The 26,550-nt window shown below is 69.4% G+C and carries 33 protein-coding genes and 3 tRNA genes; 14 read left to right on the top strand and 22 right to left on the bottom strand.

The genetic code is table 11. The features are described from left to right. Positions 1–69 precede the first annotated feature (69 nt). Entirely contained in the window at positions 70–324 is a 255-nt protein-coding gene (locus EWH70_RS10510) for a DUF397 domain-containing protein (protein ID WP_130475096.1), read from the top strand. 120 nt (positions 325–444) lie between these two features. On the opposite strand, the gene EWH70_RS10505 is transcribed toward EWH70_RS10510, so the two are convergent. The 10 genes from EWH70_RS10505 to EWH70_RS10465 form a co-directional block, all read right to left on the bottom strand. After that, positions 445–972: a hypothetical protein gene (locus EWH70_RS10505; protein WP_130475095.1), complete on the bottom strand. Its 528-nt coding sequence runs from the start codon at positions 970–972 to the stop codon at positions 445–447. A 2-nt stretch (positions 973–974) separates the two neighbouring features. Then, a complete protein-coding gene (locus tag EWH70_RS10500; protein WP_130475094.1) occupies positions 975–2,042 on the bottom strand; it encodes a hypothetical protein in 1,068 nt (355 codons plus the stop codon). A gap of 9 nt (positions 2,043–2,051) precedes the next feature. After that, on the bottom strand, positions 2,052–2,444 hold the full coding sequence (locus EWH70_RS36135) for a FixH family protein (RefSeq protein WP_240686907.1): 393 nt from the start codon (positions 2,442–2,444) through the stop codon (positions 2,052–2,054). Further along, entirely contained in the window at positions 2,441–3,856 is a 1,416-nt protein-coding gene (locus EWH70_RS36130) for a hypothetical protein (protein ID WP_240686906.1), read from the bottom strand. Before EWH70_RS36130 ends, EWH70_RS36135 begins: the two co-directional genes overlap by 4 nt. 63 nt (positions 3,857–3,919) lie before the next feature. After that, entirely contained in the window at positions 3,920–4,576 is a 657-nt protein-coding gene (locus EWH70_RS10490) for a response regulator (protein WP_130475093.1), read from the bottom strand. Then, positions 4,573–5,727: a sensor histidine kinase gene (locus EWH70_RS10485; protein WP_130475092.1), complete on the bottom strand. Its 1,155-nt coding sequence runs from the start codon at positions 5,725–5,727 to the stop codon at positions 4,573–4,575. Before EWH70_RS10485 ends, EWH70_RS10490 begins: the two co-directional genes overlap by 4 nt. Before the next feature lie 19 nt (positions 5,728–5,746). Next, positions 5,747–6,169 (bottom strand): hypothetical protein, encoded by a 423-nt coding sequence (locus EWH70_RS10480; protein ID WP_130475091.1) that lies wholly within the window; start codon positions 6,167–6,169, stop codon positions 5,747–5,749. Further along, complete coding sequence (locus EWH70_RS10475) at positions 6,139–6,702, bottom strand: SigE family RNA polymerase sigma factor (protein ID WP_130475090.1); 564 nt, start codon at positions 6,700–6,702, stop codon at positions 6,139–6,141. The genes EWH70_RS10480 and EWH70_RS10475 overlap by 31 nt, the downstream gene beginning before the upstream one ends. A 4-nt stretch (positions 6,703–6,706) precedes the next feature. Beyond that, positions 6,707–7,024, bottom strand: a complete 318-nt coding sequence (locus EWH70_RS10470; RefSeq protein ID WP_205669080.1) for a hypothetical protein — start codon at positions 7,022–7,024, stop codon at positions 6,707–6,709. A 74-nt stretch (positions 7,025–7,098) separates the two neighbouring features. Then, positions 7,099–8,283, bottom strand: a complete 1,185-nt coding sequence (locus tag EWH70_RS10465) for an Ig-like domain-containing protein (RefSeq protein ID WP_205669079.1) — start codon at positions 8,281–8,283, stop codon at positions 7,099–7,101. 368 nt (positions 8,284–8,651) lie between these two features. Here EWH70_RS10465 and EWH70_RS10460 point away from each other — a divergent pair, with 368 nt between their 5' ends. Further along, on the top strand, positions 8,652–8,855 hold the full coding sequence (locus tag EWH70_RS10460) for a cold-shock protein (protein WP_027941311.1): 204 nt from the start codon (positions 8,652–8,654) through the stop codon (positions 8,853–8,855). A 67-nt stretch (positions 8,856–8,922) separates the two neighbouring features. Here EWH70_RS10460 and EWH70_RS10455 read toward each other — a convergent pair whose 3' ends face one another. Next, positions 8,923–9,393 carry a hypothetical protein gene (locus tag EWH70_RS10455; RefSeq protein ID WP_240686905.1) on the bottom strand — a complete coding sequence of 157 codons (471 nt, stop codon included), beginning with the start codon at positions 9,391–9,393 and terminating at the stop codon, positions 8,923–8,925. 512 nt (positions 9,394–9,905) lie between these two features. Between EWH70_RS10455 and EWH70_RS10450 the strand changes: the two genes are divergently transcribed. Further along, on the top strand, positions 9,906–10,157 hold the full coding sequence (locus EWH70_RS10450; RefSeq protein WP_130475087.1) for a hypothetical protein: 252 nt from the start codon (positions 9,906–9,908) through the stop codon (positions 10,155–10,157). A 130-nt stretch (positions 10,158–10,287) separates the two neighbouring features. Here the strand turns inward: EWH70_RS10450 and EWH70_RS10445 are convergent, their stop codons facing one another. After that, entirely contained in the window at positions 10,288–11,166 is an 879-nt protein-coding gene (locus EWH70_RS10445; protein WP_130475086.1) for an alpha/beta fold hydrolase, read from the bottom strand. Positions 11,167–11,328: 162 nt separating this feature from the next. Here EWH70_RS10445 and EWH70_RS10440 point away from each other — a divergent pair. From EWH70_RS10440 to EWH70_RS10430, 3 genes are all read left to right on the top strand, one after another. After that, positions 11,329–11,401 (top strand) — tRNA-Glu (locus EWH70_RS10440). Positions 11,402–11,415: 14 nt separating this feature from the next. Then, positions 11,416–11,489, top strand: a tRNA-Asp gene (locus EWH70_RS10435). A gap of 31 nt (positions 11,490–11,520) precedes the next feature. Next, positions 11,521–11,594, top strand: a tRNA-Phe gene (locus tag EWH70_RS10430). Between the two features lie 77 nt (positions 11,595–11,671). On the opposite strand, the gene EWH70_RS10425 is transcribed toward EWH70_RS10430, so the two are convergent. From EWH70_RS10425 to EWH70_RS10415, 3 genes are all read right to left on the bottom strand, one after another. Next, on the bottom strand, positions 11,672–12,997 hold the full coding sequence (locus EWH70_RS10425) for a tyrosine-type recombinase/integrase (protein ID WP_130475085.1): 1,326 nt from the start codon (positions 12,995–12,997) through the stop codon (positions 11,672–11,674). Positions 12,998–13,015: 18 nt separating this feature from the next. After that, positions 13,016–13,240 (bottom strand): helix-turn-helix domain-containing protein, encoded by a 225-nt coding sequence (locus EWH70_RS10420; protein WP_130475084.1) that lies wholly within the window; start codon positions 13,238–13,240, stop codon positions 13,016–13,018. 1,087 nt (positions 13,241–14,327) lie between these two features. Further along, positions 14,328–14,660, bottom strand: coding sequence for a hypothetical protein (locus tag EWH70_RS10415; RefSeq protein WP_130475083.1), 333 nt, complete (start codon positions 14,658–14,660; stop codon positions 14,328–14,330). 224 nt (positions 14,661–14,884) lie between these two features. Between EWH70_RS10415 and EWH70_RS10410 the strand changes: the two genes are divergently transcribed. Further along, positions 14,885–15,127 carry a hypothetical protein gene (locus EWH70_RS10410; protein ID WP_130475082.1) on the top strand — a complete coding sequence of 81 codons (243 nt, stop codon included), beginning with the start codon at positions 14,885–14,887 and terminating at the stop codon, positions 15,125–15,127. A 131-nt stretch (positions 15,128–15,258) separates the two neighbouring features. On the opposite strand, the gene EWH70_RS10405 is transcribed toward EWH70_RS10410, so the two are convergent. From EWH70_RS10405 to EWH70_RS10390, 4 genes are all read right to left on the bottom strand, one after another. Further along, positions 15,259–16,635, bottom strand: a complete 1,377-nt coding sequence (locus EWH70_RS10405; protein WP_240686904.1) for a DUF3987 domain-containing protein — start codon at positions 16,633–16,635, stop codon at positions 15,259–15,261. 278 nt (positions 16,636–16,913) lie between these two features. Next, entirely contained in the window at positions 16,914–17,309 is a 396-nt protein-coding gene (locus EWH70_RS10400; RefSeq protein ID WP_130475081.1) for a hypothetical protein, read from the bottom strand. Beyond that, the gene (locus EWH70_RS10395; protein WP_130475080.1) at positions 17,306–17,713 is read right to left on the bottom strand and encodes a hypothetical protein; all 408 of its coding nucleotides are present in this window, start codon (positions 17,711–17,713) and stop codon (positions 17,306–17,308) included. The genes EWH70_RS10400 and EWH70_RS10395 overlap by 4 nt, the downstream gene beginning before the upstream one ends. Positions 17,714–17,715: 2 nt before the next feature. Further along, positions 17,716–17,988 (bottom strand): helix-turn-helix domain-containing protein, encoded by a 273-nt coding sequence (locus EWH70_RS10390; RefSeq protein WP_130475079.1) that lies wholly within the window; start codon positions 17,986–17,988, stop codon positions 17,716–17,718. Between the two features lie 181 nt (positions 17,989–18,169). Between EWH70_RS10390 and EWH70_RS10385 the strand changes: the two genes are divergently transcribed. After that, complete coding sequence (locus tag EWH70_RS10385) at positions 18,170–18,523, top strand: GntR family transcriptional regulator (RefSeq protein WP_130475078.1); 354 nt, start codon at positions 18,170–18,172, stop codon at positions 18,521–18,523. On the opposite strand, the gene EWH70_RS10380 is transcribed toward EWH70_RS10385, so the two are convergent. Continuing rightward, positions 18,520–18,720: a hypothetical protein gene (locus EWH70_RS10380; RefSeq protein ID WP_130475077.1), complete on the bottom strand. Its 201-nt coding sequence runs from the start codon at positions 18,718–18,720 to the stop codon at positions 18,520–18,522. The genes EWH70_RS10385 and EWH70_RS10380 overlap by 4 nt on opposite strands. Before the next feature lie 291 nt (positions 18,721–19,011). On the opposite strand from EWH70_RS10380, the gene EWH70_RS10375 reads away from it, so the two are divergent. The 6 genes from EWH70_RS10375 to EWH70_RS10350 all read left to right on the top strand — a co-directional run bounded on the left by EWH70_RS10375 (position 19,012) and on the right by EWH70_RS10350 (position 24,440). Continuing rightward, positions 19,012–20,469, top strand: a complete 1,458-nt coding sequence (locus tag EWH70_RS10375; protein ID WP_130475076.1) for an XRE family transcriptional regulator — start codon at positions 19,012–19,014, stop codon at positions 20,467–20,469. After that, positions 20,466–21,344: a phosphotransferase family protein gene (locus EWH70_RS10370; protein WP_205669078.1), complete on the top strand. Its 879-nt coding sequence runs from the start codon at positions 20,466–20,468 to the stop codon at positions 21,342–21,344. Before EWH70_RS10375 ends, EWH70_RS10370 begins: the two co-directional genes overlap by 4 nt. 107 nt (positions 21,345–21,451) lie before the next feature. After that, positions 21,452–21,730, top strand: coding sequence for a hypothetical protein (locus EWH70_RS10365; RefSeq protein ID WP_130475075.1), 279 nt, complete (start codon positions 21,452–21,454; stop codon positions 21,728–21,730). Positions 21,731–21,986: 256 nt separating this feature from the next. Continuing rightward, positions 21,987–22,700 (top strand): type IV toxin-antitoxin system AbiEi family antitoxin domain-containing protein, encoded by a 714-nt coding sequence (locus EWH70_RS10360; protein WP_130475074.1) that lies wholly within the window; start codon positions 21,987–21,989, stop codon positions 22,698–22,700. Then, complete coding sequence (locus tag EWH70_RS10355) at positions 22,697–23,590, top strand: nucleotidyl transferase AbiEii/AbiGii toxin family protein (RefSeq protein ID WP_130475073.1); 894 nt, start codon at positions 22,697–22,699, stop codon at positions 23,588–23,590. Before EWH70_RS10360 ends, EWH70_RS10355 begins: the two co-directional genes overlap by 4 nt. A gap of 34 nt (positions 23,591–23,624) precedes the next feature. Beyond that, positions 23,625–24,440: an MBL fold metallo-hydrolase gene (locus EWH70_RS10350; protein WP_240686903.1), complete on the top strand. Its 816-nt coding sequence runs from the start codon at positions 23,625–23,627 to the stop codon at positions 24,438–24,440. Here EWH70_RS10350 and EWH70_RS10345 read toward each other — a convergent pair. Next, positions 24,433–25,860, bottom strand: coding sequence for an amino acid permease (locus EWH70_RS10345; protein WP_130475072.1), 1,428 nt, complete (start codon positions 25,858–25,860; stop codon positions 24,433–24,435). The two genes, EWH70_RS10350 and EWH70_RS10345, sit on opposite strands and share 8 nt — an antisense overlap. A gap of 10 nt (positions 25,861–25,870) precedes the next feature. Further along, the gene (locus EWH70_RS10340; RefSeq protein ID WP_205669077.1) at positions 25,871–26,500 is read right to left on the bottom strand and encodes a TetR/AcrR family transcriptional regulator; all 630 of its coding nucleotides are present in this window, start codon (positions 26,498–26,500) and stop codon (positions 25,871–25,873) included. Positions 26,501–26,550: the final 50 nt, after the last annotated feature.

Below are 26,550 nucleotides of genomic sequence, written 5' to 3'. Positions count from 1 at the left end.
CTAGTGAGTTGTCACAGTGGTCGACGCTGGGTTGCCCCGCAGTGCGAACGAAGCATGGAGGTAGAACGAATGGTGGAATTTGCGGCGGCCCGGGATTACGACCCGAGCACGGCTGCGGAGCTGTTCGATGCTGCCCGCTGGGAGAAGTCGTTCGCCAGCGAGCCCAACGGGGGCAACTGTGTCGAGGTGAACCTGGGTGTCGAGGGTCTGGTCGGCGTCCGGGACACGAAGCTGCCCCAGAGTCCGGTCTTCGTTTTTCACACTGGTGAATGGGAAGCTTTTCTGACGGCTGTCAAGGCTGGTCAGTTCGATTTGCCGAACTGACCGGGAGTGACTTTTCCCACTATCCGCCAATGGGGCAGTGACTCAGGTCACTGCCCCATTCTGTTGCGAAATGCGCAATCTGCGGTCCGCAATATGAAGCGGGTCAGCACGTCGGCATAACTACGCCCCGCGCAGCCGCGCCGACGTCCGGCGCCACGCCACCGTGAGGAATCCGATCAGGCCGAGCAGCGGCAGCACGCTCACCGACCAGCTCAGGGCCATCGGCGGCCCGGGCTGCTCCAGTACCAGCAGGTCACGCAGCGTGCCCTCGCCCGGCCCGGCCGGGCCCTCGATGCGGAACGTCAGGTCCCAGTTGCCCTGCTCCTCCAGCGCCCGGATGTCCAGCCCCCACACGTCCAGCTTGCGCGGATGCCGCGCCAGCGGCTGCGCCCGGGACGGCTGGTCGCGGTCGGGCCGGGTCCACGCCATCGTCCCGGACTTGCCCGCGATCCCGCCGTCGGGAATGAACGTGAAGTCCAGCGACTGCATCGCCCGCACCGGCCAGGTACTGAAGCCGACCGTCACCCCGTACGGCCCGGCCTGCACCCGCTCGGTGTGCACGATGTTGACCGGCTCGTACGCGGCGGCGGGCGCCGCGGTCAGGGTGAGCAGACCGGCCACCACCAGCAGAACTCGCAGCTTGCGCATGTCTAGTGCTCCTTCGCGGTAACGGGTTCCGGGGCGACGAGGCGCAGCATCTCGCCGAAGCGCCATCCGGCGAACCCGGCGAGCGCGCCGGCGAGCGCGGCGACGCCGGTGGTGGCGAGCGTGGTCGCCGGGTCGGGGAGCGCAACGTCGTAGAGCCACGACCGCTGCGCGAACTGGCCGAACGCCACGAGCGCGCCCGCGACCGCGCCGGCCACCGGCACCAGCCGCCCGTTCCGGCCGAGCAGCAACACCTCGACCGCCAGCGCGACGACGATCAGTCCCATCGGCATCAGCGAGGGCATCGCCGGGACGTCGCTGACGTAGTCGCGGACCGGAAGCCCGACACCGTCGGCGTAGACCCGCGCGGCCCACGGCGAGAACCACCAGCTGAACGCCTGGATCAGCGCCAGCGCGACGGCGGTCACCAGCGCACCGCCGCGGCGCACGGCGGCGCTGAGCAGCACGACGATCGTGGACAGCACGGCCAGCCCGACCGTGGTGGCGTCGACCGTGCCGTCGAGTGCCGACAGGCCCAGCACCGTGATCGTGCTGAACGCCAGCAGCACCCCGACGGCGGCGAACATGCCGACTTTGCCCCACCTGCTGTGCCGGGCCGCGGCGAACACGATCACCGCGCCGACCATGGTGATCATGATCGACAGCAGCAACCCGATGTGCGGCGGCGAGTCGATCACCGCGTCGAAGCCGTACAGCCCGTGCCACCACTGGTCCCACAGGCCGTAGGCCAGCACCAGCGCCGCGCCGGTCCCGGAGACGAGGTAGCCGAGCGGCGCGGCGAACGTCCGGCCGAACACGCCGATCGCCCGGCCGCCGACCGTGGCGTCGACGGGCCGCCCGGCCCGCTGGGCGGCCGTCATCGCCAGCACCACCGCGAGACTGATGACGCCGGCCAGCGCGCTGCCCGCGTAGATGAACAGGTGCGGCAGGGTGAAGAAGGTGTCCGGCCCGACGTCCTCGTGCCACTGCACATCCCAGGTCAGCCCGACGAGGCTGAGCACGGTGCAGGACAGCAGCGCGGTTGCCGCGGGCCACCCCCGTGTGGACTCCATCTGCTTCTCCTAATCGTTGACGAGCAGGCCGAACACGGCACGCTCCACGCCGTTGATGGCGACGGTGATCTCCCACTGCCCGGACATCGGCAGCGTCGTCCCGGTGGCCCGGTACCGCCCCGGCGCCTCGGCGGTGGCGGGCACGGGTTCGAGCGCGTGGCCCATTCGCGGCATGGCCGGCTCCACGGTGACCGTTCGCGCGTCCGCCGGGCGGCCCTGCGGATCGGTCAGCTCGATACCGATGACGTTGAGTCCCGGCTTCGGGTCCTCGACGGTCAGCCGGACGCCGAAGTGCTTCGTGCTGGTCTGCAGCACGGTCGGTGCTGCCGCCGCCGACGGCCACAGCAACCACCCGAGCAACGCCACCGCGACCAGTCCGGCCACACCCAGCCACACCTTCACCGGACCTGCCCCTCTCCGACGTCGAGCACGGCGGGAACGGTCAGCACGCCGTAGTCCCGCTCGGCCTGGAACCACAGCCGGTACCGGCCGGGCGCGGGGAACGTGTAGGTGAACCGGACCTCGGGGCCGTAGGCGGCGACCGTCTCGTCCGGCTGACCGCCGACCCCGCCCGCCGTCGGCGGAACCATGGCGTGGACGTGCGCCCACACCGGCGCCGCGACGGCCGCCGCGCCGAGGCCGGATTCCGGCAGCGGGCCGACGACGATGAGGTGACCGACCATGCCCAGCCACGGCTGCAGGTCGGCCCGGTCGCCGAACCGGGCGGTGAACGTGGTCGGCGCTCCCGCCCCGGCGCCGGTCGACGTCAGCTCGACCGGCTGCCCGCCGACCGTGCGCGGACCCAGCCCGCCCGGCGCCGGGGCGGGCTCCGCCGCCGTGCCGCCCACGTCGAACGAGCCGCGGACCAGCTGCATGCCGCCGCCACGGCGGGCCAGCTCGGCGGCCAGCCCGTACCGGCCGGGCTCGGAGGGGGTGAACCGGACGGCGTACTCGCCAGGCGCGACCCGCACCGGGTGCACATGCCACATGCGGCCGGACGGGCTCACCACGACCAGGTGCATCAGGGCGTTGTGGTGGACCAGCAGGTCGTCGGCGGGACGGCCGGTCGAGCCGTCGGCCAGCGACAGCGTCACCTCGGCGGGTGCGCCCGCGGTGGCGCCCGGCGCGCCGACGGCCAGGTTGACCGGCGGGCGGGAGGTGTCCACCGGGACCGGCGACCATGGGTCGGGGGAGCCGTCGGGCAGCGGGTCGGAGACCGTGCCGGGCGGGGTCGGCGGCGGGACGGTCGCCGACAGCAACGCGGCCGTCGAGCCGACGGCGATCGCGGCCACCACCCCGCCACCGGCGACCAGCGCGGGCCAGCCGCGGCGGGCTCGCACGGCGACGACCAGCGCGACCAGCAGCAACACCCCGGCCGCGACGAAACCGCCGTAGCTGACCTGCTGCCACACCGGCAGCACGATCGCGGGCACGACGAACGGGATCAGCGCCGTGCGGCCGCCGTCGTCGAGTGCCAGCTCGGCCGGCCCGGTCTGCTCCAGCCGCAGCGTCACGCCGTGTGGTCCGGGCCGTTCGCCGAGGTCGAGCGGAGCCGACGCGGTGGTCCGGCCCTGCTGGACCAGCCGCAGCCCCAGGCGCCCCGGCGCGTCCCCGGCGTGGGTCACCACGTCCACCCGCAACGGGCCGGGCACGGTGTCCGTGCGGCGGATGACCACGGTCAGCTCACGGTCGCCGAGTGTCTGCGCGACGTGGATGTCGGCACGTTCCTGCCCGCCGTCGGCCGCCGCGGTGGCGACACCGCCACACAGCAGCGCGCCGACCACGCCGGCGACGACGAACCCCCTGGACCCCATGCGACAGAACGTAATCAGCCGGATCGCGCGGGTCGTCCCCAACGCGGGGGATGTGCCCCTGAATCAGCCCCTGGGGGCGATGCCGTGCTGGTAGGCGTACACCACCGCGTGCACGCGGTCCCGCAGGTCCAGCTTGGTCAGGATCCGGGAGACGTGGGTCTTCACGGTCTCGTCACCCACCCCGAGGTGCTCGGCGATCTCGGCGTTGCTGCGCGCGTCGGCCAGCAGCAGCAACACCTCGCGTTCCCTCGGCGTCAGCCGGTCCAGCCCCGGCGCCCGTTCCGCCGGAACGATGCTCGTGGTGAACCGCTCGACCAGCCGCCGCGTCACCGACGGGTCGATCAGCGCGTCGCCGCGCCCGGCCACCCGCACCGCCGACACCAGCTCTTCCGGCGGAAGGTTCTTGAGCAGGAAACCGCTCGCCCCGGCACGCAGTGCCCGGTAGACGTAGTCGTCCAGGTCGTGCGTGGTCAGCACCAGAACGCGGGTGGTGTTGCCGGGCGCGGACAGGATCCGCTCGGTCGCGCCCAACCCGTCCAGCCTCGGCATGCGGACGTCGAGCACCGCCACGTCCGGCCGCAGCCGCTGGGCCTCGGCGACGGCGGCGTGGCCGTCCGCCGCCTCGCCGACGCATTCCAGGTCCGGCTGCGTCGCCAGCACGGCCCGCAGACCGGAGCGGAACAGGTCGTGGTCGTCGGCCAGCAGTACCCGCAGTGTCATGACCGCTCCACCGGAAACGCCACCCGCACCTCCCAGAACCGGCCACTCTGGCCGGTCGTCACCTGGCCGCCGAACAACGCCACCCGCTGCCGGATCCCGGCGAGGCCGCGGCTGGTGCCCGCCTCCGTCGTGCCCGGGGCCACCGGGTTGACCACGGTGAGCCCGACCTCGTCGTCGCCGTACTCCAGCACGACCTCCACCGCACCGTCGCCGTGCCGCAGGGCGTTGGTCAGTGCCTCCTGCGTGATCCGGTACAGCGTGACGTCCAGCGAGCCGGGCAGCGGTGCCGGGCGTCCCGTCGTCCGCAGCGTGACGGCCAGCCCGGCCCTGCGGACCCCGTCGAGCAGCTCGTCGATGTTGTCCAGTCCGGGCTGCCGCCGGGTGGCGCCGGTTCCGGTGCCGTGCAGCAGGTCCAGCAGCCTGCGCAGGTCGTCCATGGCGGACCGGCTGGCCGACTCGACGGCCGACAGTGACTCGTGTGCGGGCGTACCCGCCCCGGCCAGCCCCATCCGGGCCGCGCCCGCGTGCACGCCGATGGCGCTGACGTGGTGGGAGATCACGTCGTGCAGGTCCCGCGCGATCGTGCTGCGTTCCTCCGCGACCGCGCGGCTGACCGCCGCGGCCTCGTCCTGCCTGCGTCGTTCCGCGGCCTGCTCCAGCTCGGCGATGTAGGCGCGGCGCGCGGTGGTGTAGCGGCCGACCAGCCACGGCATGACGACGTTGCCGAGGGTGACGGCGGCCAGCAGCCGCCAGTCCCGGCCGGCGAGGTTCTGCTCGATCAGCTCGCCGACGACGTTGCCTGCCAGCATCGCCGCGAGCGCGGCGAGGGCGGGCCACAGGTCGAGCCAGGCACCCACCCGGTAGCCGGCCAGCAGGGCGCCGACGTTGTTGGACGTCTCCGCGCCCGGGGCGGCGTCGAGCAGCGGCGGGGTGACCGCGAGCAGTACCGCGTGCAGCAGCGCGACGAGGCCGGACGTGCTCGGCGGCAGCGCGAGCGCGGCATCGGCGGCGAGCAGCAGGGCCAGCACGACCCAGGTCTGCCAGTAGTCCGGCGGCGGTCCGATGAGCACGTACATCGAGACGTCGGAAACCAGGCACACCGCGGCGATCAGCAGCGATTGCCGTCGCAGGGACCCGCTGACGTCTCGCACGGGCCTACCCTGCCAGACCTCAGCCGGGTGGCAGGCCCGGTTCGGTCGGCGCGCTCGACGGCGTGCGCGCGTCCGGCCGGGCCCTCGGCGGTGGCGGCTGGCGGGTGCTGGTCGGCTCGGGTGTTCTCGTCCGCGTGGGTGCCTGGGACGGCGGCTCCGGTGGCACCGGCATGGACTCCTGCGGGATCACGATGGGCGCGGGCGGGGCCGGTGGCGGGGGAGCGGCTGGCTGGACGTGCTCCGGTGGCCCGGGGGTGAGCCAGAACGCGACCGCCACGATGACCCCGGCCGTCGCGCTCGCGCTGCCGACGATCGTGGCCAGCTTGCGACGGCGGCGGATCCGGCCGCCCCGGCTGACGATGTCGTCGAGGTGGACGCCCAGCGGCGGGCCGTCCGCCGCGCCCGTGCGGGCTAGGACGTTCCTGATGTGCTCGTCTGCCATGCGTTCACCTCCGATCCGTAGCTGGGCCCGAGCCTCGCACGCAGTGTCGCCAGGCCACGAGCCGTCTGACTCTTCACGTTGCCGACCGAGCAACTCAGCGCGGCCGCGGTCTCCTCGACGCCGAGGTCCTGCCAGAACCGCAGGACCAGCACGGCCCGCTGCTTGGGCGGCACCGCCGCCAGTGCCCGCAGCACCACCATGCGTTCCTCCGGTGCGGGCCCGTCGACGCTCACGTCGTCCGGCAGTTCCTCCGCCGGTTTCTCCCGCCGCCACGGCCTGCGCCGCTCGGCGAGGAAAGTCCTGGTCAGTACCTGCCTGGCGTAGGCGTCCAGCCGGTCGCGGCCGGTCAGCCTCGGCCAGGCCAGGTACAGCTTGAGCAGCGTCGCCTGCGTGAGGTCCTCGGCCTGGTGCCAGTCGCCGCACAGCAGGTACGCGGTCGAGCGCAGCTGGTGTACGCGCGCGTCGAAGAACCGGGCGAACTCGCCGTCGTACGGCGAGCCCTGCCCGGTTCCCCTGGTGTGGTCGCGCGCCACCCGGTTACGGCTCGAGGATCTCCGGCGCCTGATCACCGGTCGGCCCGGCCGGAATCGCCCTCGGCACCGCCGGCGCCGCGGTCGGCCGCTGCTCCGCGGGTGCGGGCGTCCCCGGGCGCGTCCGCGTCGGCTCGGCCCGGGGCGGTTCCGGGGGAGCCGGGGCGGCGGTCGGCTCCGGCGGAGCCTGGGTGGGTGCCTGGGTGACGGTCGGCGCGGGCGGGGCCGGCGCCGGCGGGTTCTCCGCCGCCAGAGCGGGCACCGCCACGGCGATGCCGCCACCGATGAGCAGCGCTCCCGCTGCCAGCACGAGTCGTGTACGCAAGACTGCTCCTTCTGTTGCGATCTCTTGCGTAGTCAGACATGCGGCGAGTGCTGCTCATGGTTGCAGGCAATTTTCTACCGGTTGAGTGCCGACTTCGCGAGCCACTCGTCCCAGCTGTAGGTCCAGTCGTGGTAGTCGCCGTCCTTGGGGCCCAGCTTCTGCGTGCTGCCCTCGATCTCCACCGGGTCGCCGGTGAGCACGCTGTCGTAGTACGCCTTGGCGTTGGCGTCGGACATGTTCAGGCAGCCGTGCGAGACGTTGCGCTTGCCCTGGTCGCCGACCGACCACGGCGCCGCGTGGGTGAACTCGCCGTTGTTGGAGATCCGCACCGCCCAGTTGACCTTGAAGTTCTCGTAGTCGTAGCGGGCGTTGTTCATGAAGTAGGTCGAGTGCTTGGACATCACCACGTGCGTGCCGCTCTTGGTGACCCGGCCGGGGTCGGAGTCCAGGCCGTAGCTCACCGGGTAGTCGGCGACCTGCTGGCCGTCGCGGATGACCTGCATGCGGTGGGTCTGGGTGTTGCCCTTGACGATCTGCGACCGTCCGATCGTGAAGCTCGCCGAGACGTCCTCGTCGCCGTAGACGCCCTCGCCGACCTTGAGGCCGTACAGCTTGGCGGTGACCTTCACCTGGGTGTTCGGCTTCCAGTACTCCTTCGGCCGCCAGTGCACCGACGTGTCGCCCTCCAGCCACGCCCACGAGCCCTCGGTCTTCGGCGTGCTCTCGACCGTGAGCGCCTTCTCCACGGCGGCCTTGTCCTTGACCGGCTTGTCGAAGGTGACGCTGATCGGCATGGCGATGCCGTAGGTCTGGCCGTCGCCGACGTTGAGCTTGCCGTGTTCCTTGCGCTTCGGGGTCACCGTGGTGAACGCGCCGCCGACCGGGACGCGTGCGCCGTCGGTGCCGACGGCCGTGCCGGACCACGTGTAGGTCTTGCCGAAGCCGAGCGGTTCGGAGCTGGTCCACGAGCGCTTGTCCGGCGAGACCTGCCCCGCCACCTGCTTGCCGTCCGGATTGGTGAGGGTGACCGACTCGAGTGCGCCGTCGGCGACGCTGACCTGGACGGGGTCGGCAGGAGCCACGTCCCGCGCGCCACCCGCCGGCTGCACGGTCAGCTTCGCCGGCGCGGCAGGCGAATCGCCACCCGCCGGGTCTGGCGCGGAAGGCGTTGCGCCGCCACCGGAACACGCGCTCAGCGCGAGTACGCCGGCCAGCGCGATCCCGGCAAGGATCCGACCGCGGGTGGTTCGTGATGTCACCGTGCTCCCCTATCTCCCCGAGTGCTCCCCGTGTCCAGGTGACGTCCTATCGGGCTACGACGTTGACCTTCATGAATGTGACTCGCGTCACAATGAAGAGGGGTCCGTGTGCGGCGCGTTACAACGTTCCGGTGACCTTGGCGCATTCCCCGATCTCGGTGTCTCGGTGGGGTTCAGATTCCGTCGAATCCCGGTAGGCTGCTGCCAGGCCGTCGTTTTGCGTGTTCGTGGCTTCACTACTCGCGGAACTTCTGACGCGAGCCATGAGCCGCACCTGTAGCTCTTCGCTCGACTCGTTGGAACCGCCCGGGACGGCTCGGGTAGTACTCCGGTGCTGCTCATGCGGATCTGTAACGAGGAGTTAAGCGGTGGCGCAAGGCACTGTGAAGTGGTTCAACGCCGAGAAGGGCTTCGGCTTCATTGCCCAGGACGGCGGCGAGGGCGACGTGTTCGTGCACTACTCGGAGATCGACGGGCGCGGCTTCCGCACCCTCGAGGAGAACCAGCGAGTGGAGTTCGAGGTGGGCCAGGGTCAGAAGGGCCCGCAGGCACAGAAGGTGCGCGTCATCTGACGTAGGCCACTGACGTAGTCGAGCCCCCGGCGGATCCGTCCGCCGGGGGCTCTGTCGTCGTGGGGCGCTACAGCCTGCCGCTGACGGGCTTGGGGTCCCAGTCCTCGGCGGGGAAGTCGTCCTCGCTGAAGTGGAACTGGTCGGTGTGGGGCTCGTCGTCGAGGCTGCCGCGACGGGTCTCGGGCTGCTGCTGCCGGTCGTAGGAGGACGCGGCCTGCGATTCCCAGTTCAGGCGCTCCAGGACCCACTCCAGCGCCAGCGCCTGCGGCGAGAGGTCGCGGGCGTCGGCGATCTCCTTCAGCTGCTCGCTGGCGATCAGGTTCATCCGCAGCTGGAAGACCTGGGCTTCGCCGAAGCGGCGGCCGCCGCCGGTGCTCTCCGGGTCCGATTCCGGGGCGAGCGCGGCGAGGTAGCTGGTCAGCTCGTGGTCCTCGACCGTGCTGGCTGCCTCGCGGGCGGGGCTGTTGCGGTGACGGCCGGGGTTGACCGGTTTGAGGTCGGTCCGGCTGCTCCGGCGTCCGAGTGAGGGAAGAGGCACGCCGGCCATGGTAACGGTTCCGTCTCGACGGAAACCTTGATGTGACCCGGGACACACCGACGGTAAGCAACCAACCGGATACAAGCGGCCAATTCGGTGATCATTTTACGTCGATCATTAACCCGCAGTAGTCCGGCTGCGATTTCTCCGCACGGTATGAGAAGTGATCGAAAACATTGCGTAGCAATGGAGAGGCCCCCGCGCCAGGGGGAGGAACGCGGGGGCCGGAGGGGATCTCCACAGGCGCTGACCGGGGGTGTGTCAGCAAGTCGATTGTTACACGAGACGGCGTGGTTCGGCGAGTGCTGGACCGGAAAATTCCGGCAGAGGTGTCATGCCGGGTTTGCCTGCGGTTCATTCCGGGCACGCTGGCTGTGTCGCTCGGTTGGCCCCTTGTGGATGCGAAACCGGAGACTGAGCGTTATCCGAGGTTCACTCTGCGGGGGGCTGCGAGCGGCTTCGACTGATCGCTAGCCTCGCGGCCAAGCCGTCCGGAAGTCCTTGGAGGAACAATGAGCGGGTCTGTGGAAGTTCGTCAGTTCCTCCTGCGGTACGACGGTACCGACGCGGGGACCAGCGGTTATGGCGGTGTGCCCGCGCAGCGAGGCGGTCAGGCCGACGCGTCGAGGATCTCCGACGACCAGGTGCGCCGGGCGCGGCTGGCCGTCGCGCAGGGAGCGCTCGGCGCGGAGGACTGCGCGGAGTTGCTGGACATGCTGGGGCTGGTGCCGGACGACGACGGGCGCCTACCCGTTCAACGTTAGGAACCGCGCAGGCGGGAAGAAAAGGGGGCCCAGGTGCACACCCCCTGGTGGCGCACCTGGGCGCCACTTCGGAACGTACTTGCACGCGGCTGACAAGGCAATCGATTTCCCAGGAAATGCTACGTCTTGTCTAGTCAGTTTCGGCGAAGAACACCGTGAGTGCGGTAGCCAGTTCATCCGGTGCGTCCTCGGCCATGTGATGCTCGGAATCGATCACGCCGCCGCCACGCAGATCGGTTGTCCACGTTCGCCAGATTCCGAGCACGTCCCCATAGAGGTCGCCGAGGTCGTCGCGGCCGGACCAGAGGATCGTGGTCGGGCAGGTGATGCGCCGGCCCGCAGCGAGGTCGGCCTCGTCGTGTGCGCGGTCCACGCCGAGGCCCGCGCGGTAGTCCTCCAGCATCGCGGTGACCGTGGCGGGGTCGTGGATGGCCCGGTGGAAGTCGGCGAAGTTGCCGGGTCCGAGCCGCTCCGGGCTGTTGCGGCCGGCGACGTCGTACCAGGCGTCCGGATCAGCGTTGATCGCCCGCTCGGGCTTGTCCGGCTGGGCGAAGAAGAACCAGTGGTACCAGGCGGCGGCGAACTCGGCGTCGCAGCGGCGCAGCGCCTCGGCGATCGGCACGGCGTCGAGGACGGCCAGCCGGCTCACCCGGTCGGGATGGTCGAGGGCGAGCCGGGTGGCGACGTAGGCGCCGCGGTCGTGCCCGGCGACGGCGAACCGGTCGTGCCCGAGGCGGCTCATCAGCCGTACGCAGTCCCCGGCCATGGCCCGCTTGCTGTGCGGAGTGTGATCGGCGGCCGAGGTGGGTTTGCTCGACTCGCCGTAGCCGCGGGTGTCCGGGCAGACCACGGTGAACCGCTCGGCCAGCAGCGGCGCCACCCGGTGCCAGGTGGTGTGGGTGCGGGGATGGCCGTGCAGGAGCAGGACCGCCGGGCCCGACCCGCCGTGGCGCACGCGCAGCGTCACGTCCCCGACGTCGAGCCACTCGAGTGTGAAGCCGTCGAACACGTGGTCACCCTAGGCCCTCGATGGGCACTCGTCGCAGGTCGCGGGCCTGTGGGTGGCTTAGGGGATACCGGTTTGGAGGGCGCTCAGGGCGTGCCCTATGCTTGTCATCGCTCCCAGGGGGACCCTGAGAGCGCGGTTGGGTCGGTTAGCCGGACCGGCCGGGCTCCCATCGTCCAGCGGCCTAGGACTCCGCCCTTTCAAGGCGGCAACGCGGGTTCGAATCCCGTTGGGAGTACGCAGTACAAGCAAGGCCCTGTGGCGCAGTTGGTTAGCGCGTCGCCCTGTCACGGCGAAGGTCGCGGGTTCGAGTCCCGTCAGGGTCGCAAAGCGTTCGGCTCCTAGCCGGCGTTATCCGGCCAGGTAGCTCAGTTGGTACGAGCGTCCGCCTGAAAAGCGGAAGGTCGCCGGTTCGACCCCGGCCCTGGCCACTCCATCTACCTGCACAAACGGCCCTCACCGGACTCGGTGAGGGCCGTCTGCGTGCACCCCCGTCTCAGTCTCCGTCTCAGTTGGTGCCCCAGAAGAAGCCGTTCAACTGGTCGGCGATGTCCGTTCGGAGGCTCGCCGTCACGTGCTGGTACCGCTTCGCCTGGCTGCTGTTGGACCAGCCCATCAGCTCCATCACGGCCCGTTCCGGCACGCCCAGGAGCAGAAGCACCGTTGCTGCCGTGTGGCGTGCGTCGTGGAGACGACCCTCCCGGACGCCAGCCTCCCGCAGAAGCTCCTTCCACTCGTCCAGGTCCCGGCGCGGATCGATCGGATTCCCGTTCGGCTGCGCGAACATCCAGCCGCCTTCGTGCCACTCGGTGCCCGCGTGCTCCCGCTCCTTGGCCTGCTGTTCCTCGTGAGCCATGAGCAGGTCGTACAGCCGGTCCGGCAGGACGAAGCCCCGTCGGCCGGCCTTCGACTTCACATCGACTTCGACCAGGCCGCCGCCGTGCCGCTGCGGGCACCACCGCGCGTGGCTCGTGCAGTCCGGCGGGCACGGCGGCGGACACGGCTTCCGCTTATGCCTCTTACAGCTCTCCTTGCACGGATTCACCTTGTGGTATTTCGCGCCGCACGTGTTCGGGTCGTCGCAGCCATGTTTCCAGGTCTGCCGCTGGAGTTGCTTCGACGCGCGGAGCTTCCTTTTCTTGCGGTCAAGCCGTTCCCATTTGAACCCGATAGTCTCGCCTTGCCGCGTGCCCAACACCAGGGCGAGTACGAAGCGGACGCCGTTTCGGCGAGATAGCGCCGCGGCCAGGAGCTTGCCAATTTCGTCAGCTTCGTAAGGCTCTACCTCGTCCTCTTCGACTCGCGGCGCTTTCGCCTTGCTGACCGGATTTCGGGTGATGATTCCACGGTCCTCGGCAACACCGAAGGCGGTCCGCGCCGTCCGGTGCACCTGGTGAGCCGTCGCCGGTTTCGCACCAGCGGCAATCATCTTCGTGTACAACTTCTCGAAATGGTCAGGCTCTACACGCTTCATGCGATGTGATCCCAACCCCGGTATCAGATGCCGATAGACCGCAGTCCGGTAACCGACTACGGTCTTGTACCGACCGGTCAATGGGGCGATGTTCTCCACCCAATGTGTCAGCCACTTCTCAACGGTCCACTTATTTTGCCCCGGCTTCTGAACCTTCCCGGAGTCGCGCAGCTTTTCCAATTCGCGGACGGCTTCGATGACTTCGGCTTCGGTTTTGCGTTCGACGTGGCGCCGGTCGGGTTTGCCGTCGTCTTTGACGCCGACGGTGACGCGGCCGTGCCATTTCCCGTCTTTTCCGAAATAGATGGAGCTGGCGCCGTTTGGTCGGCGCGTCCCTTCTGGTCGTGGTTTGCGTGGCATGCGCATGGTTCCTTTCGGTCAGGCCGCGGTGTGGCTGGTGTGCTGGGTGTGGGCCAGCTGGCGGACGTAGGCGGTGAGGGCGTCGGCTGGGACGCGGCGTAGTCGGCCGACCCGGACGGTGAGGATCTGGCCGGTCTTGATGAGGGCGTACATGGTGGTGCGCCCGATCGAGAGGCGCCGGGCGGCGGCTTCGACGGTGAGCAGTTCGCGGGGCGCTTCCGGCTTCGCGGTGTGGCTGTGCATGGCGGCTCCCTCGTGACGGGTGGTGGTGTGAACGGCTGGGCGGCCGGGGCTGCGCGGGCCCGTGAGCGCGGCGGGTGTCCCCGTATCTGCCAGCTGGTGACCGGGCGGCCGGGTGGCGCGCCCGGCCCGAAGGTGGGGTCGGGTTACGTCGCGTGCCGGTGCCGCGCGAGGCGGCTTTGCGGCCGGTTTCGGGGCCGGTGGGCACTCGCGTAACCCGCTTAACCCGGCTAACTTGGTGCTGGTCAGGGCGCGGGTCGGGTGGGTTAACCCGGCGGGTTACGTTCGTAACCCGGTCGGTGGGACCTAACCCGCGACCTAACCCACTGGGCGGGCCGGTGGTGGGGCGCGGCCGGGTCGAGGGAGGGAGCCGACCAGGCCTCCCGCCGGACGCGTTCCGGGCGGGGTTCGGCGGGCCGGATTCCCTTGTTCCCTTGACTCCCTTCGGGCGGGTTCGGCCTGCTCAGCCCGAGGGAGCCGGGCGAGGGAGGCGGAAGGGAAAACTCCCTTCACGTCGGTGGGCTCCCTCCCGGGCTCCCTTCCGATTCCCTCGCCGGTGACCGGCGCCGGAGCGGCTGGCAGAGGGGTGATGGTGGGCACGGTGGCGGCCTCCTGCTGCGGTGGGTGGACGGGTGACGGGTCGGGCTGAAACAGGGGCGTGGCGGCCGGTCCGGGCGGTGCGCTCACTTGCTCACTTCTCTCACTTGCCGGGCCGTCGTCGCTGGTCGGCGGGAGTGAGCCGGACGAGTGAGCGGGGAAGTGGAAATCCACTCCGACCGGGCGGGCTCACTGGCTGCTCACTTGCCCGCTCACTTGGCCCGCCGTGGGCCCCCGGTGGGGGGCTGGCTGGCCGGGGGTCGTGAGTTACGCGGTCGGTTACGGCCCGGCGTGCGAGTTACGATCTAACTTCGGGGTGTCCTGCCGTGTCACCGCCGTTGACCTGCGGGAGTTACCCGAGTTACGGGGTTCGGGCCGGACGCAGGCGGCCCCTGGCGGGGGTTCTGGCGGACAGTTCAGCGACGGTGGGTGGCGCCGTAACTCGGTAATTCGTGCCTGGTCAGGGCGGATTACAGCCGGTCTGGAGCGCGGATTACGGATGTAATCCGGTGGCCGGGGCCGGGTGTCGTCGTAATCCGGGCCGTAATCCACTCCGGCGGCGGGCGGGCCGGGTGCTGGGGACGGGTTCGCCCCATGCGTCACCCCAGCGGCGGGCGCGGGCCCGGCGGGTACGCGGTGGTTCGGTGGCGGTACCGGTGAGCGTGGCCAGGCGGGCATCGAGGCGGCGCATGAGCCGTTCCAGGACGGCCGCGAGGGCGAGCAGCGGCAGCCGCACCAGGTGCACGACGACGAACGCGAGCAGCGCGAGGGTGAAGCGGACCAGGGCGGCGGTGCCGAAGCGGGACAGGACATCGAACGCGGACATGGGTTGACCTCCAGTCGGGAGTTTGAGGTTGGGGAAGCGGGGCTTGCGTGCGGAGTCAGGCAGACTGGCGAGCCATGTACACAACTTCGCCGACGGGGTGGGTAGCGCACTACAGCGGTGGGATTGCGCCAGTCGAGCTGTTCGATGAGGGCGGGCGCCCGAGGGTGGTGGATCCCGAGGAGGGAATCCTCACGTCTCCGGTGCTGCTTCCTGGCTTTGCTGGGATGACGCGGACGGGGCGTGTCGAGCAGGTGGTGTTCGGGCCTGCTGGCTGGCGGATTGCGCGGGAGAGCAACGGCAGCACCGACGCGGGAGGGGCCGGGGTGCCGGTCGTGGCGTGGGCGGTGACCGATGTCGGCAGGGCGCTTCCCATGTACTTCGACGAGGGGGACGGTGTTCTTCGTATCCACGGTTACTCCAGCACGGTGTACGGCCCCGACGAGGCCGACGAGCTCTCCGACAGCTAGCGGCCGGTGGTCGAAGTAGTCGAAGTTTCGAACTTTGGGGCTGACCTGCGGAAACGGTCAGACCTAATTTCGAACCGTCGAAGTTTGGTCGCAGCGAAGCCGCAGGTCAGCGGCCAACTTCGAAACTTCGATTACTTCGGCAGGCTGGCGATGTTGGCCTGGTAGAGACGGGCGGTGCGTCCGCTCTTGCCGTCAGTACGCGGCCGGTCCACAGCGGTGAGTTGCCCGGCGTTGACCAGTTGTTCCAGTACATCGTTGAGCTCCTTCGGGGGCTTGTTCTTGAACAGTCCGGAGGTGATCTGCGTCTTCGTGCGCCCGTCCGGGTCGGCGGCGACGAAGGCCACGATCCGGGCGGCGGTCTGGTCGTGGGAGAACACCGCGCGGGCGCTGGCGATGGAGTAGCGGACCAGTGCGGCGGCGGCGGCCAGGTGGCGGGCGGTGATGGCGGTGTCGTTGTCGAGGCAGGCGTGGATGGCGGCGATGCGCAGGCAGTTCGGTGCGGCGCGGGAGGTGAACTGCTCCACGGGTCCGGTCTCGTTGATGTCGCTGCCGAATTCGACGTAGAGCTGTGCCCAGTAGTCGGCGCCGTCGGCGGTGAACCCGAGGTTGCCCAGCTTCGCGCCCTGTTCCAGCCGTTCGGACAGGGCTGCGCCTACACCGTTGATGACCGCGAGCGGTGCGCCTTGCCCGCCGGGCAGGAACCGCGAGCGGGACACCATGATGGGCAGGAACCGGTTGTAGGTGCCGCCTGCCAGGTCGGATGCGGACACCTTGGACTTGAACTCGTCCGGGGTGATGTGGGCGACGATGCCGACGTGACTGGTCGGCGCGATCCGGGCGGTGACGGCCAGGGTGGACAGGTCGCCGCCTTCCCATGCGCCCCGCAGCGTGGCGGACAGGGCGTTGCCCTCGCGGCGCATGCGGGCCATGACGCCTGCCCACTCGTTCTCGAACACGAGCAGCCGACGGTCGCCCGGCGGGAGGCGGCCCCCGCTACGCGGCCGGGCCGGGCCTGCCGTGTCCTCGCCGTCGCCCTCGTCGGTGTCGGTGTCGGTGAACATGGCGGCCAGCCCTTCCCCGGAGGTCAGCCCGGACTTGAGGTTGTGCGTTACGAAGTCCGGCACGGCGGCAGCGGCGATGCGCTTGGCGGTGGCCCACCCGGCGCCCTTGCGACCGGAGTTGGTGCGCCCCACGATCAGCGGCCACACCAGCAGCGGGTGCAGGTCATCACCCGCGCGCACGTGCGGGCCTTGCCCGAGGTTCACCCCGGTCACGCAGATCAGCGACGCCAGCACGTTGACCGGGTCGCCCTCGGTCCACTCGGCCACCGACCCGACGACGTCACCGAGGTAGCAGTCGAACGCGGCCGGGTCGATCGAGGGCAGTCCGGCGCGAGCCTGAGCGATCTCGGCCGCCATGCGATCCGCCAGCGCGGCCCGGTCGGCCGGGCCGGTCGGGGTGTGGTCGTTCACCGCCCGCAGGCGGCGATCTGGATGCGGCGAAGGCACAAGCAACTCCCTTGACGTACGAGAGGGGTCGGGGTCGACCGATGCAGGTCAAGCCGGTCGGTCGGGCCGACATGGGCGGCCGGGGCAAGTCGGTGGGCTCCGGTCGGTGGGCGCGTTCAGCACCGTGGGCCGGGGTCGGCTGGTGTGGTGGGTCGGATGGGTCCCACCGGCCGGAGCCGGGGTCGACGTAACCCGGTGAGCCGGGGGGTCGGCCGGGTAGCTGGCAGAAGGGGCGTCGGGGTCGACGGTTGCTGGTCAGCCGGGTCGGCTGAGCCTGTTCAGTCGAGTCGGGGGCCGCGGTGCGCCTTGCGTGCCAGCTCGTCGGCTTGGCGCAGGCACTTGGTCTGGTACCCGGCCGGCCAGATCTCCAGCTCGTTGCCGACCCGCCACCGCTCGACCAGTCGGGCCAGCTCGCCCCGGCCGATGGCTGCGACTCCTGCCAGCGTCTTGCGGGCGGTGTCGTCGAGCAGCCGGTAGCCCCACTTGCTGGGGGCTTCCCCGCAGTGGGCCAGGGCGAGGGCGACCTCATCGGTGGACAGCACCACCGGCCCCCGCCGGGTGACCGGGTCGTCGTCGGCCCAGATGCCCACCCGGTCGACCGGCTGCCCGTCCGGCCCCGGCCGCGCCGGTGCGGGGACCAGGCGTACCCCGCTGGTGGTGGTCAGGCAGCTCACCGACCCACCCCCGCAGTACGGGCGCGGCGCGGTGACGGGACGGTCGGCCCGAACACGTCGGCAGCCAGATGGCGGAGCCGGTCGGCGACCTCACCACGATGGGTGCCGCGCCGCGCCTGGCTCAGTTCGTCGGCAGCGGCAGCGATGTCCACGCTGGCTTCGTCCAGCAGCGCTGAGACAACCAGGAACCGGGCGTCGGCCGGGTCGGCCAGGTCGGCCAGGGCCACACCGCCCCGCCATACCAAGAACCACAGCGCGCCCTCGATCTCCCGCAACGACACCGGAACCGTGAACGTCAGCCGCAGGTCAGCCGCGTTGTCCGCACCGTCACGCAGTGCGGTCGGGAACTCAGTGTCGCGCCCGCCGATGGTCGCGGTGGCCAGCTGCGAAGTCCGCTTCCCCATGATCAGGCCACCTCCACCGTCTCGCCGCCGTCGACGTCGGCCAGCTCGGGCGACTGGTCACCCTCCACGAACTGGGCGTACGCAGCGTCGAAGCACTCGCCCAGCCAGGCGTTGACCGCCCAACCCGGCAACCGCAGCGCACCCTTGCTGGTGGTCCCGAACTTCAGCGCGGACAGCTCACCGGACTTCACCGCCCGGTACACCGTCGACCGGTGAATCTTCAGCCGGTCCGCAACCTGCTTCACGGTGAAGAACTCGTTACGCTCGAACTGCATCGTTTCCTCCGAGGGTTTCGGTGCAGGCCCCGGCCGGTGCTGCAACACCGCCGGGGCCGCTTGCGTTTGGTGCGCCTTGTGCGACAACAGGAACGTTAGCCAACGTAGAATAAAGAGCCAAGCTAGCTCGGCTGTTATCACTCAGATGGAGTAGTCGACTGAGTGACGTAGGCTGCTCGTCATGGACAAACTCGACCCCAGCGACCCCCGCGCGCCCTATGTACAGGTCGCGGAGCGACTGCGCGGCCAGCTCCGCGAAGAGGCGTACCGCGTCGGCGACAAACTTCCACCGCACCAGGCGATAGCCGACGAGTTCGGCGTGTCGGTTGGAACCGTCAAGCGCGCCTACGGCTTGCTCCAGGAAGAGGCCCTGATCGTGACTCGGCAGGGACAGGGGACCTTCGTGCGGGCCACGGGCGCCGATGTGCCGGCCGATGCCCCCGCGCCACCGGATGCACTGACCCGGCAACTCGCTGACGTGCAACGACGGCTTGAGGCGCTTGAACGTCACGTTGGGCTGCGTCCGCATGGCTAGCTCCCGATGCCCCGGAAGAACGCGACGAATCCGTCGATGCCGTCAGCCACCGTGCTGCCGATGCCCTTGGCCCACGATGCAGCGTCGCTGGGGTACTTGACCACCAGGACCACCAGTGCGATGAGCACAGCCACGCCGATCAGCTTCGAGAGGATGCCGCGGGATGTCTCCAGACCCGGGATCTTCTGCTTCGCCATGATTCCTCCACGTTCGCTTCGAGCGCTGCGGGCTTCTCGTGTTGCCCGTGTCTCAATTCAAGGCCGTTCGCGGTTGAATCACCCTCCCCGCTCGGGGAGACTTAACCCCCATGATCAAAGGGCGTTGACCTGCGGAAACGGTGGAACTGAGGTCGGTTTTCCCGCCGGGGGATGTACCGTGCGTCTCAGTGGGTCGTGTTGCCTGCCAGTCGTGTGAGTTCCGGGGAGGGAATCCACTTGGTACGAGCGAAATCAGGGAGCAAGAGCGAGCGGGACGCGCTACGAACGACCATGCTCGGGCAGGGATGCGACGTCGATGCGATCGCAGCGGAGATGCGCGCACGCTGGGGCTTCGGCATCCGGGCCGCTTACCGGTACGCCAACGGCCTGACGCTCGATCAGGCAGCTGAGCGGTTCAACGCCGCTGCGAACGACTCAGAGGCGCGCACGACTGGGGCCCGGGTCTCTGACTGGGAGGGGTGGCCGCAAACCGGGAGACGTCCATCGGCCTTCAACCTCGTGGTCCTGGCGCGGGCGTACGGCACCGCGGCCCGTCGGCTGATCGCGCCGGACGAGTGGGACGGACTGGACGAACGCGAGCGCCTGATCCTGGACGAACTGAACCACCAACCGGCCGATGGGCAAGGCGCGCTGGAGTCGGGAATCGTCGTTGCTCATGGGCGGGCCGACGTGGTGGCGGCCGTCGAGGAGCACGACGAACGGCAAGATGCGTCGGCCTTGGCGGCGGACGCGGCCAAGGCCGCGCTGGACTTCGCCACCTGGGCAGAAGCATCGAACGTCAGCTCAGGCACCCTGGATCACCTGGCGTACGAGTTGGGGAGGATCGCGACCAACTACGTGCATGCTCCGCTGGTTCCGTTGTTCCGGGACCTGACCGAGCTGCGTGGGATCGCCTTCGACCTGCTCAAGAATGGCCGCCAGCATCCGTCACAGGCCCGGGAGCTGTTCTTCCTGGCAGGCACGAGCTGTGTCCTGCTCGCGCACGGAGCCCAGAACCTCGGTGACTCCCACTCAGCCATGGCGCAGGTGCGAGCAGCCCTGACCTGTGCCGAACAGGCTGACCACGACGGTTTGCGGGCATGGACGCACGGGACCGCCGCGCTTATCGCTGAGTGGACCCACCAGCACCGGCGAGCGCTCGACTTCGCAGAACGAGGCCAGCAGTTCGCCGTCACTGCGGATTCCCGGGTTCGCTTGGCCTCCCTTGAGGCTCGGGTCGCGGCGCGTGCCGGCCACCGTGACCGCGCCATGGCCGCACTTGAGCGCGCCCTCCATGCGCGGGATACCGCCAGCGTGGGCGACGAGCTGGAAGAGTTCGGTGGGCTGCTGACGTTTCCCATCGTGAAGCAGAGGTACTACGCAGGGAGCGCGTACGCGCTTCTCGGGGAAGCGGAACAGGCAGAAGGGAACGCGCTGTGGGCGATCGAGCAGTACGAGACCGGACTACCAGAGGAGCGATCGTACGGTGACGAAGCGATAGCGCGGGTGGACGTATGTACCGCACGGCTGACCCTCGGTGACCTGGAAGGAGCGCAAGAGGCTCTGCGTCCGGTTCTCGACCTACCAGCGGAACGGCGAATCGAACAGCTGGCGGTCGGGCTGGGAAGGGTGCGCAGCGCGTTGACGAATCCCCGATATACCCGGGTGCATATCGCGCGTAACCTGACGCAGGAGATTGACCAATTCAAGGCGGAAGCCATGAGTAGGAAGCTGCTAAAGGATAGATGACTGTACGCGAAGCGATCGTTACAGCTCTACACGAAGCATGTGCACAGGTCGGTGTTGAACACGAGGAACCTATTTCGTTGCGGGAGCATGCGAATTCGTTGTTTCTCCTGCCGTCGCAGCAAATCGTTGTGCGCCTATCGGGCGATTCGAGCACGGTAGAATGTGCGCGGCGGAACGTTTCTCTTTCCAAGTGGCTCATAAGTCAAGGTTTTCCGGCGCCTGCACCGTCGAGCGTGGAACAACCCGTGCAGGTCGGCAACAACGTGGTGACTTTCTGGCGGCATTACCCGCAAGGAGATAGGCCCCGGCCGGGTGCGAGTGCGCTCGGTGTACTTCTCAGGCAGCTTCACCAATTGCCTTCGCCGCCCGTGAAGCTCGAACCGTACCAACCGCTCCAGTCGTTAGGTGTCACGCTCGAAAAGAGTGTCGGGCTTTCGGATAGTGACAAGACGTGGTTGTTCGAACGTCGTCATGTGCTGCTCACGGAATACGGACAGCTAGAATTTCCGTTGGGCGTCGGCTTCATTCATGGTGACGCTTATCCGGGAAACACGCTGTGGGATGGTTCTCGTCCATTGCTCGGCGACTGGGACGAATTTGGCACCGGGCCGCGCGAACTCGACCTCGCTAATACCCATCAAGGAGCGCGGTTTGGTCGCACGCAAGAAGAGCGCGATGCCTTCGCCGCGTCCTACGGGTATGACGTAACTTCCTGGGAAGGCTTTGGGGTGCTTCGCGAAATGCGGGACCTTCACACCTTGGGTGCGTACATTCGCCGCGCCGACGCGGGCGACGATGATGCGGCAGCCGAACTGGCCTTCCGCGTGGACACCCTCCGTCGCGGTGATACGGCCGCGCGGTGGAACGCCCGCTAGCAGGGGCGTGAAGCAGGGGCCCGCCAGCACCCTCCCCAGCTGGCGGGCCCCGAACGAGCTGGACGTTGGGCGCCTTGTCGGCGAGGGCAGGAAGTAGGATCAACGACATGGCTGACGAAGACCTGGCTGGGCGTGTAGCCCGCCTGGAACGGCAGGTGGCTGAGCTGGCTGAGCGGGCCGCCGACAGCGCCGCCGCTCGCGTGCTCGCGGCCGGGGCTGACCGCGACGTGGCTGAGGTGCGCGCAGAGCTGCGGGCCCACACGGGCGCCCTCAATGCACTTCGAGAGAACCAGATCGACCTCCGCGAAGAGATGCGACGGGGCTTCGCCACCGTGAACACGTCACTCAGCCAGATCATCGAACTTCTGGGCCCTGGCGGCCGGTAGCCCGTCTCAGTCTCCGTCTCAGTTCAGGTTTGTCCACGGTGTCGCCGAGGTTCCAGGCGTTGCGTGTCTGCCCAGGTCAGGGCCGTTCTGAACGACGGTGGACGGACGGCCCGAGATCTGAAAAGCGGAAGGTCGCCGGTTCGACCCCGGCCCTGGCCACTCCAGATAGCCCCTGACCAATGGTCAGGGGCTTCTTTATTGACAGCGCAGCGGCTGCGGTGCTGCAAAATGTAGCGATACCGCTATACTATGCAGCATGCCGCGGGCTCAAACGCTGGGTTTGCTCTCTGATCTCGCTGAGGACCAGTGGGGCCTCTTCACGCGACGGCAGGCTGAAGCGACCGGGATGGCGTGGAGCACTCTGGCTCGGCTGGCTGCCGAGGGCGGCCCTGTGGAACGCGTTGCCCACGGGGTGTACCGCCTCAGGGGGGCACCCGCTGTCGAGCACGTCGACCTGCGGGCGGCCTGGCTGCAGCTTGCCCCGGACGTGCCGTCCTGGAGTCGCGCGGCCGACACCGGTGTGGTGTCCCACCGGTCCGCGGCCGCCATCTACAACCTTGGGCACCTGGCTGCCGACTTCCATGAGTTCACCCTGCCGGTCCGGCGGCAGACCCGGCGTACGGACGTGCGACTGCATCGGGGCTGGCTCGAGCCTCGGGAGTGGACTACGTTGCAAGGATTGCCCGTCACCCGGCCGGCCCGGATCGCCGCGGACCTGCTCGCCGAACGAGAGGATCCGGGAGCCGTCGGGTATCTCCTGGCTGACGCCTTGCGCGCCGGCCACGATCACCCCGGCGACGTCGCCGCTTCCCTCGCTCCACTCGCTGCTCGATTTCGCCTGCCCGGCAACGACGGTTCGGCCCTGCTGCGCTGGCTTCTCGAACTGGCCGACGCGCCGGAGACAAAGCAGTGGCTCGCCGAGGCAACGGGGCAGGGCGGCATCGTGGAAGGAACAGACGCGACCCGATGACCCTGCCCTACGGTTCACCCGCCGCGTTCCGCCGAGCCCTCACGGATCGACTGCGTCGGATGGCCCGGCCGCACGGGACCTGGACGTTGCCCGATCTGCAACGGCAGTTCGCCTACGACCGGTTGGTCGCGCGACTGTATGCGGTCGACGACCGGTGGATCATCAAGGGCGCCACCGCGCTGCTGGCTCGTGAGATCGCGGTCCGCCACACGATCGACATCGACGTGTACAGGGCGGTCAACCGGGATCAGGCTGAGCGTGATCTACGGGCTGCTGCCGAGCAGGACCTCGGTGACTGGTTCCGCTTCGAGACCGGACAGGCCATCCGGGTGGCCGACGTGGCCCAAGGCGTCCGGGTACCGGTGGTGGCCGTCCTCGGCGCGACGCCGTGGACGAGATTCCACGTCGACGTTGTCTGCGAGGGTATTCGGATGACCGGGGTTCCGGATGACGTGACGTCGCTGGTTCCGGTCATGATTCCCGGGCTTGAGCAGCCCGCCTACCGCGTCTACCCGTTGGTCGACCACATCGCGGACAAGCTCGCCGCCATCTTCGAGCTGTACGGCGAGCAACGGCGTCCGTCAGCACGCTTCAAGGACCTGGTCGACCTCGTCGCGGTTGTCGGTCAGGCCAGTGTGGACGGACGGGCGCAGCGGGAGGCGCTCCGATCGGAAGCCGTTCGCCGTGGGCTTTCCTTACCGGCGCGGTTCGATGTGCCCGACCGGGCCTTGTGGAAACCCGGATACGAAGCAGAGGCCCGGCGAGCCGCGGGCCTCTCCGCCCGCACTCTGGATGACGCCCTGCGGCTCGTGGTGCCGTTCGTCGATCCGCTACTGGACGGCACCGCCGCCGGCCGGTGGAACCCGGCCACCGGAGCCTGGGAGGCTTGACCTCCAGCGCGCTGGAGGTTGCACGCTGTCGATCATGTGGATTTGCGACAGGTGCGGCATCGAACATCCCGGCACCGCGGAGCCGGCCCGCTGCGTACTGGACCGGGGCGAGGTCGGCATCGAGGAAGCCGGGGACCTCGGCGCGCACACGGGGCGGTGGTGGACCCACGAGGAGCTGACCGCCGAGCCGCACAAGACCCTGCACCGCGACCACGGCCGCGGCCTGCACAGCGTGAAACGGGAGCCGCACTTCGCCATCGGGCACTGGTCGTTCATCGCGGTCACCCCGGCGGGCAACCTGCTGTGGGACCCGCCGTCCTGGCTGGACGACGAGGTACTCGACGTCGTCCGCGGCCTTGGCGAGGTCGCCGTGATCGCCACCAGCCATCCGCACATGTTCGGCGCCCAGCTCAGCTGGAGCCGGGCGCTGGGCGGAATCCCGGTGCTGGTCAACGAACGCAACCGCGAATGGCTGCCAGCGGCCGATCCGGCCTTCGACTACTGGGACGAGCACATCCAGCCGCTGCCGGGCGTCGACCTCGTGCGGCTCGGTGGGCACATGCCGGGCAGCGCCGTGGCCCGCACCCCGGACGGCAGCATCCTGGCCGGGGACACCATCAGCGGCGGGCTCGCGCCGAACTGGGTGTCGTTCCAGCGCAACTTCCCCAAGCACATCCCGATGTCCGCCGCGGTGGTCCGCCGGATCGTCGACCGGCTCGACGACTTCCCCTACGACCGGTTGTACACGCTCGGCGGCGACACCATCGACAGCGACGCCCGGGCCGTCGTGCACCGCAGCGCCGAGACCCACATCCGCTGGGTGAGCGGCGAGTTCGACCACCTCACCTGAGCTTCGACCGCCGGATGCCGTAGGCGAAGTACAGCACCAGGCCGAACGCCATCCAGCCGGCGAAGGTGAGCCAGGTGGCGACGTCCAGGCTGAACATCATGTACCCGCAGCACAGCACGCCCAGCAGCGGCGTGACCGGCGCGAGCGGTACCCGGAACGTCCGGGGCATGTCCGGACGCCTGCGGCGCAGCACCAGCACGGCGACGTTGACCAGGCCGAACGCGAACAGGGTCCCGATGCTGGTCGCATCGGCCAGGTTGCCGAGCGGCACGAACGCGGCGAGCACCGCGACGAAGCCGGACACCACCAGGGTGTTGATCCGCGGGCTGCCGGTCTTCGCGTGGACCTTCGACAGCGCCTTCGGCACGAGGCCGTCGCGGGACATCGCGAACAGGATGCGGGTCTGTCCGTAGAGGACGGTCAGCACGACGCTGGAGATGGCCACCAGCGCGCCCACCGCGAGCAGGATGGCCCACAGTTCGTTGCCCAGCACGGTGGTCACGACGTAGGACAGCGCCGCCTCGGCGCCCTCGAAGGCGGTCCAGTTCAGCGCGCCGACGGCGGCCAGCGCGACCAGGCAGTAGAGCAGCGTGACGATGCCGAGCGAGAGCAGGATGGCGCGCGGCAGGTCGCGCTGGGGATCGCGGGCCTCCTCGCCCGCGGTCGACGCGGCGTCGAAGCCGATGTAGGAGAAGAACAGCTTCGCCGCGCCCGCGCTCATCCCGGCGAGGCCGAGCGGCAGGAACGGGCTGAAGTTGCCCGCCCGCACGGCGGTGAACGCGATCACGCAGAACAGCACCAGCGTGGCCACCTTGATGACGACCATGACCGCGTTGGCCCGGGCGCTCTCCCTGGCCCCGGCGAGCAGCAGGAACATGGCCAGCACCACAATCACGATCGCGGGCAGGTTGACGATGCCACCGTCGCCGGGCGGGCTGCTCAGCGCGGCGGGGATGGACACGCCCAGCGTGAGGTCGAGCAGCTCGTTGATGTACTGCCCCCAGCCGACCGCGACCGAGGCCACCGACACCCCGTACTCCAGTACCAGGCACCACCCGCAGATCCACGCGGTCAGCTCGCCGAGCGTGGCGTAGGCGTAGGTGTAGGACGAGCCGGACAGCGGGATCATGCCGGCCAGCTCGGCATACGACAGCGCGGAGAACAACGCGGTGATCCCGGCGAGCACGAACGACAGCACCACGGCCGGACCGGCCACCGGAACGGCCTCGCCGAGGACGACGAAGATCCCGCTGCCCAGCGTCGCACCGATGCTCAGCATGGTGAGCTGGCTCAGGCCGAGCGTCCGCCGGAGCGTGCCGCCCTCGCCGTGGCCACCCTCGGCGAGCAGGACGTCCACGGGCTTACGACGCGTCAGCGCGGCTCGTAACCCGACGCCGGACTTCTCGGTAGGGCGGTTCACCGTACGAACGTTATCGTTTCCGCCTGTAGCGGCTCAGGAACAGGTCCACACCCTCGGTGACCAGGCGTTCGGTGAGGTCGCGGGGGAACTCGCCACCGATGGACCCCGCGATCAGGTGCGGGTAGATGGTCAGGCTGAAGAACTGGATGACGGCCACCTCGACGTCCGCGATCTCCAGCAGCCCGCGGCCGCACAGGTCGCCGAACAGCTCACCCAGCGCCGACGCCGAACGCGCCGGGCCGCGCTCCTGGTACGCGCGGCCCAGCTCGGGGAAGCGGCGCAGCTCGCCGGTGACGAGGTTGCGCAGTGCCAGCCGCGACGGGTCGGTCGCCGCCGCCAGCAGGACGCGGGCGGTGTGCAGCAGGGCGTCGCGCACGTCCGCGGTGCCGGCGAGGTGGGCGCGGACCTCGGCCATCGTCGTGTGCGCCTCACCCATGGCCTGCCCGACGACCTCGGTGAACAGGTCCTCCTTGGTGCGGAAGTGGTTGTACACCGTCACCTTGGACACGCCCGCCGCCGCGGCGACCTGGTCCATGCTGGCCTCGAACCCCTCGCGGACGAACACCTCGCCCGCGGCGGTCACGATGGCCTGCCGGCTGCGTTCGGCGCGCTTGCCCGTGGGGCCGTTCTCCTTGCTCACCTCCAGCATTCTAAGGCAACTGAACCCTTGAGTACAGGAGCATCTGTCCT

Origin of the sequence: Amycolatopsis suaedae (genome assembly GCF_004214935.1) — a bacterium.
GTDB lineage: Bacteria > Actinomycetota > Actinomycetes > Mycobacteriales > Pseudonocardiaceae > Amycolatopsis > Amycolatopsis suaedae.
Note: the sequence above shows the minus strand (reverse complement) of the source record. Positions and strands in the feature narration are given on the sequence as shown.

Coding starts and splice junctions, on each gene's coding strand:
- EWH70_RS10355 (WP_130475073.1), top strand. CDS start 22,697: ATGACCCTGCCCTACGGTTCACCCGCCGCGTTCCGCCGAGCCCTCACG.
- EWH70_RS10395 (WP_130475080.1), bottom strand. CDS start 17,713: ATGGGGAAGCGGACTTCGCAGCTGGCCACCGCGACCATCGGCGGGCGC.
- EWH70_RS10480 (WP_130475091.1), bottom strand. CDS start 6,169: ATGGCAGACGAGCACATCAGGAACGTCCTAGCCCGCACGGGCGCGGCG.
- EWH70_RS10490 (WP_130475093.1), bottom strand. CDS start 4,576: ATGACACTGCGGGTACTGCTGGCCGACGACCACGACCTGTTCCGCTCC.
- EWH70_RS10415 (WP_130475083.1), bottom strand. CDS start 14,660: ATGTCCGCGTTCGATGTCCTGTCCCGCTTCGGCACCGCCGCCCTGGTC.
- EWH70_RS10410 (WP_130475082.1), top strand. CDS start 14,885: ATGACGCGGACGGGGCGTGTCGAGCAGGTGGTGTTCGGGCCTGCTGGC.
- EWH70_RS10385 (WP_130475078.1), top strand. CDS start 18,170: ATGGACAAACTCGACCCCAGCGACCCCCGCGCGCCCTATGTACAGGTC.
- EWH70_RS10375 (WP_130475076.1), top strand. CDS start 19,012: ATGCTCGGGCAGGGATGCGACGTCGATGCGATCGCAGCGGAGATGCGC.
- EWH70_RS36130 (WP_240686906.1), bottom strand. CDS start 3,856: ATGGGGTCCAGGGGGTTCGTCGTCGCCGGCGTGGTCGGCGCGCTGCTG.
- EWH70_RS10350 (WP_240686903.1), top strand. CDS start 23,625: ATGTGGATTTGCGACAGGTGCGGCATCGAACATCCCGGCACCGCGGAG.
- EWH70_RS10450 (WP_130475087.1), top strand. CDS start 9,906: ATGAGCGGGTCTGTGGAAGTTCGTCAGTTCCTCCTGCGGTACGACGGT.
- EWH70_RS10425 (WP_130475085.1), bottom strand. CDS start 12,997: ATGCCACGCAAACCACGACCAGAAGGGACGCGCCGACCAAACGGCGCC.
- EWH70_RS10420 (WP_130475084.1), bottom strand. CDS start 13,240: ATGCACAGCCACACCGCGAAGCCGGAAGCGCCCCGCGAACTGCTCACC.
- EWH70_RS10510 (WP_130475096.1), top strand. CDS start 70: ATGGTGGAATTTGCGGCGGCCCGGGATTACGACCCGAGCACGGCTGCG.
- EWH70_RS10390 (WP_130475079.1), bottom strand. CDS start 17,988: ATGCAGTTCGAGCGTAACGAGTTCTTCACCGTGAAGCAGGTTGCGGAC.
- EWH70_RS10380 (WP_130475077.1), bottom strand. CDS start 18,720: ATGGCGAAGCAGAAGATCCCGGGTCTGGAGACATCCCGCGGCATCCTC.
- EWH70_RS10365 (WP_130475075.1), top strand. CDS start 21,452: ATGGCTGACGAAGACCTGGCTGGGCGTGTAGCCCGCCTGGAACGGCAG.
- EWH70_RS10505 (WP_130475095.1), bottom strand. CDS start 972: ATGCGCAAGCTGCGAGTTCTGCTGGTGGTGGCCGGTCTGCTCACCCTG.
- EWH70_RS10500 (WP_130475094.1), bottom strand. CDS start 2,042: ATGGAGTCCACACGGGGGTGGCCCGCGGCAACCGCGCTGCTGTCCTGC.
- EWH70_RS10370 (WP_205669078.1), top strand. CDS start 20,466: ATGACTGTACGCGAAGCGATCGTTACAGCTCTACACGAAGCATGTGCA.
- EWH70_RS10360 (WP_130475074.1), top strand. CDS start 21,987: ATGCCGCGGGCTCAAACGCTGGGTTTGCTCTCTGATCTCGCTGAGGAC.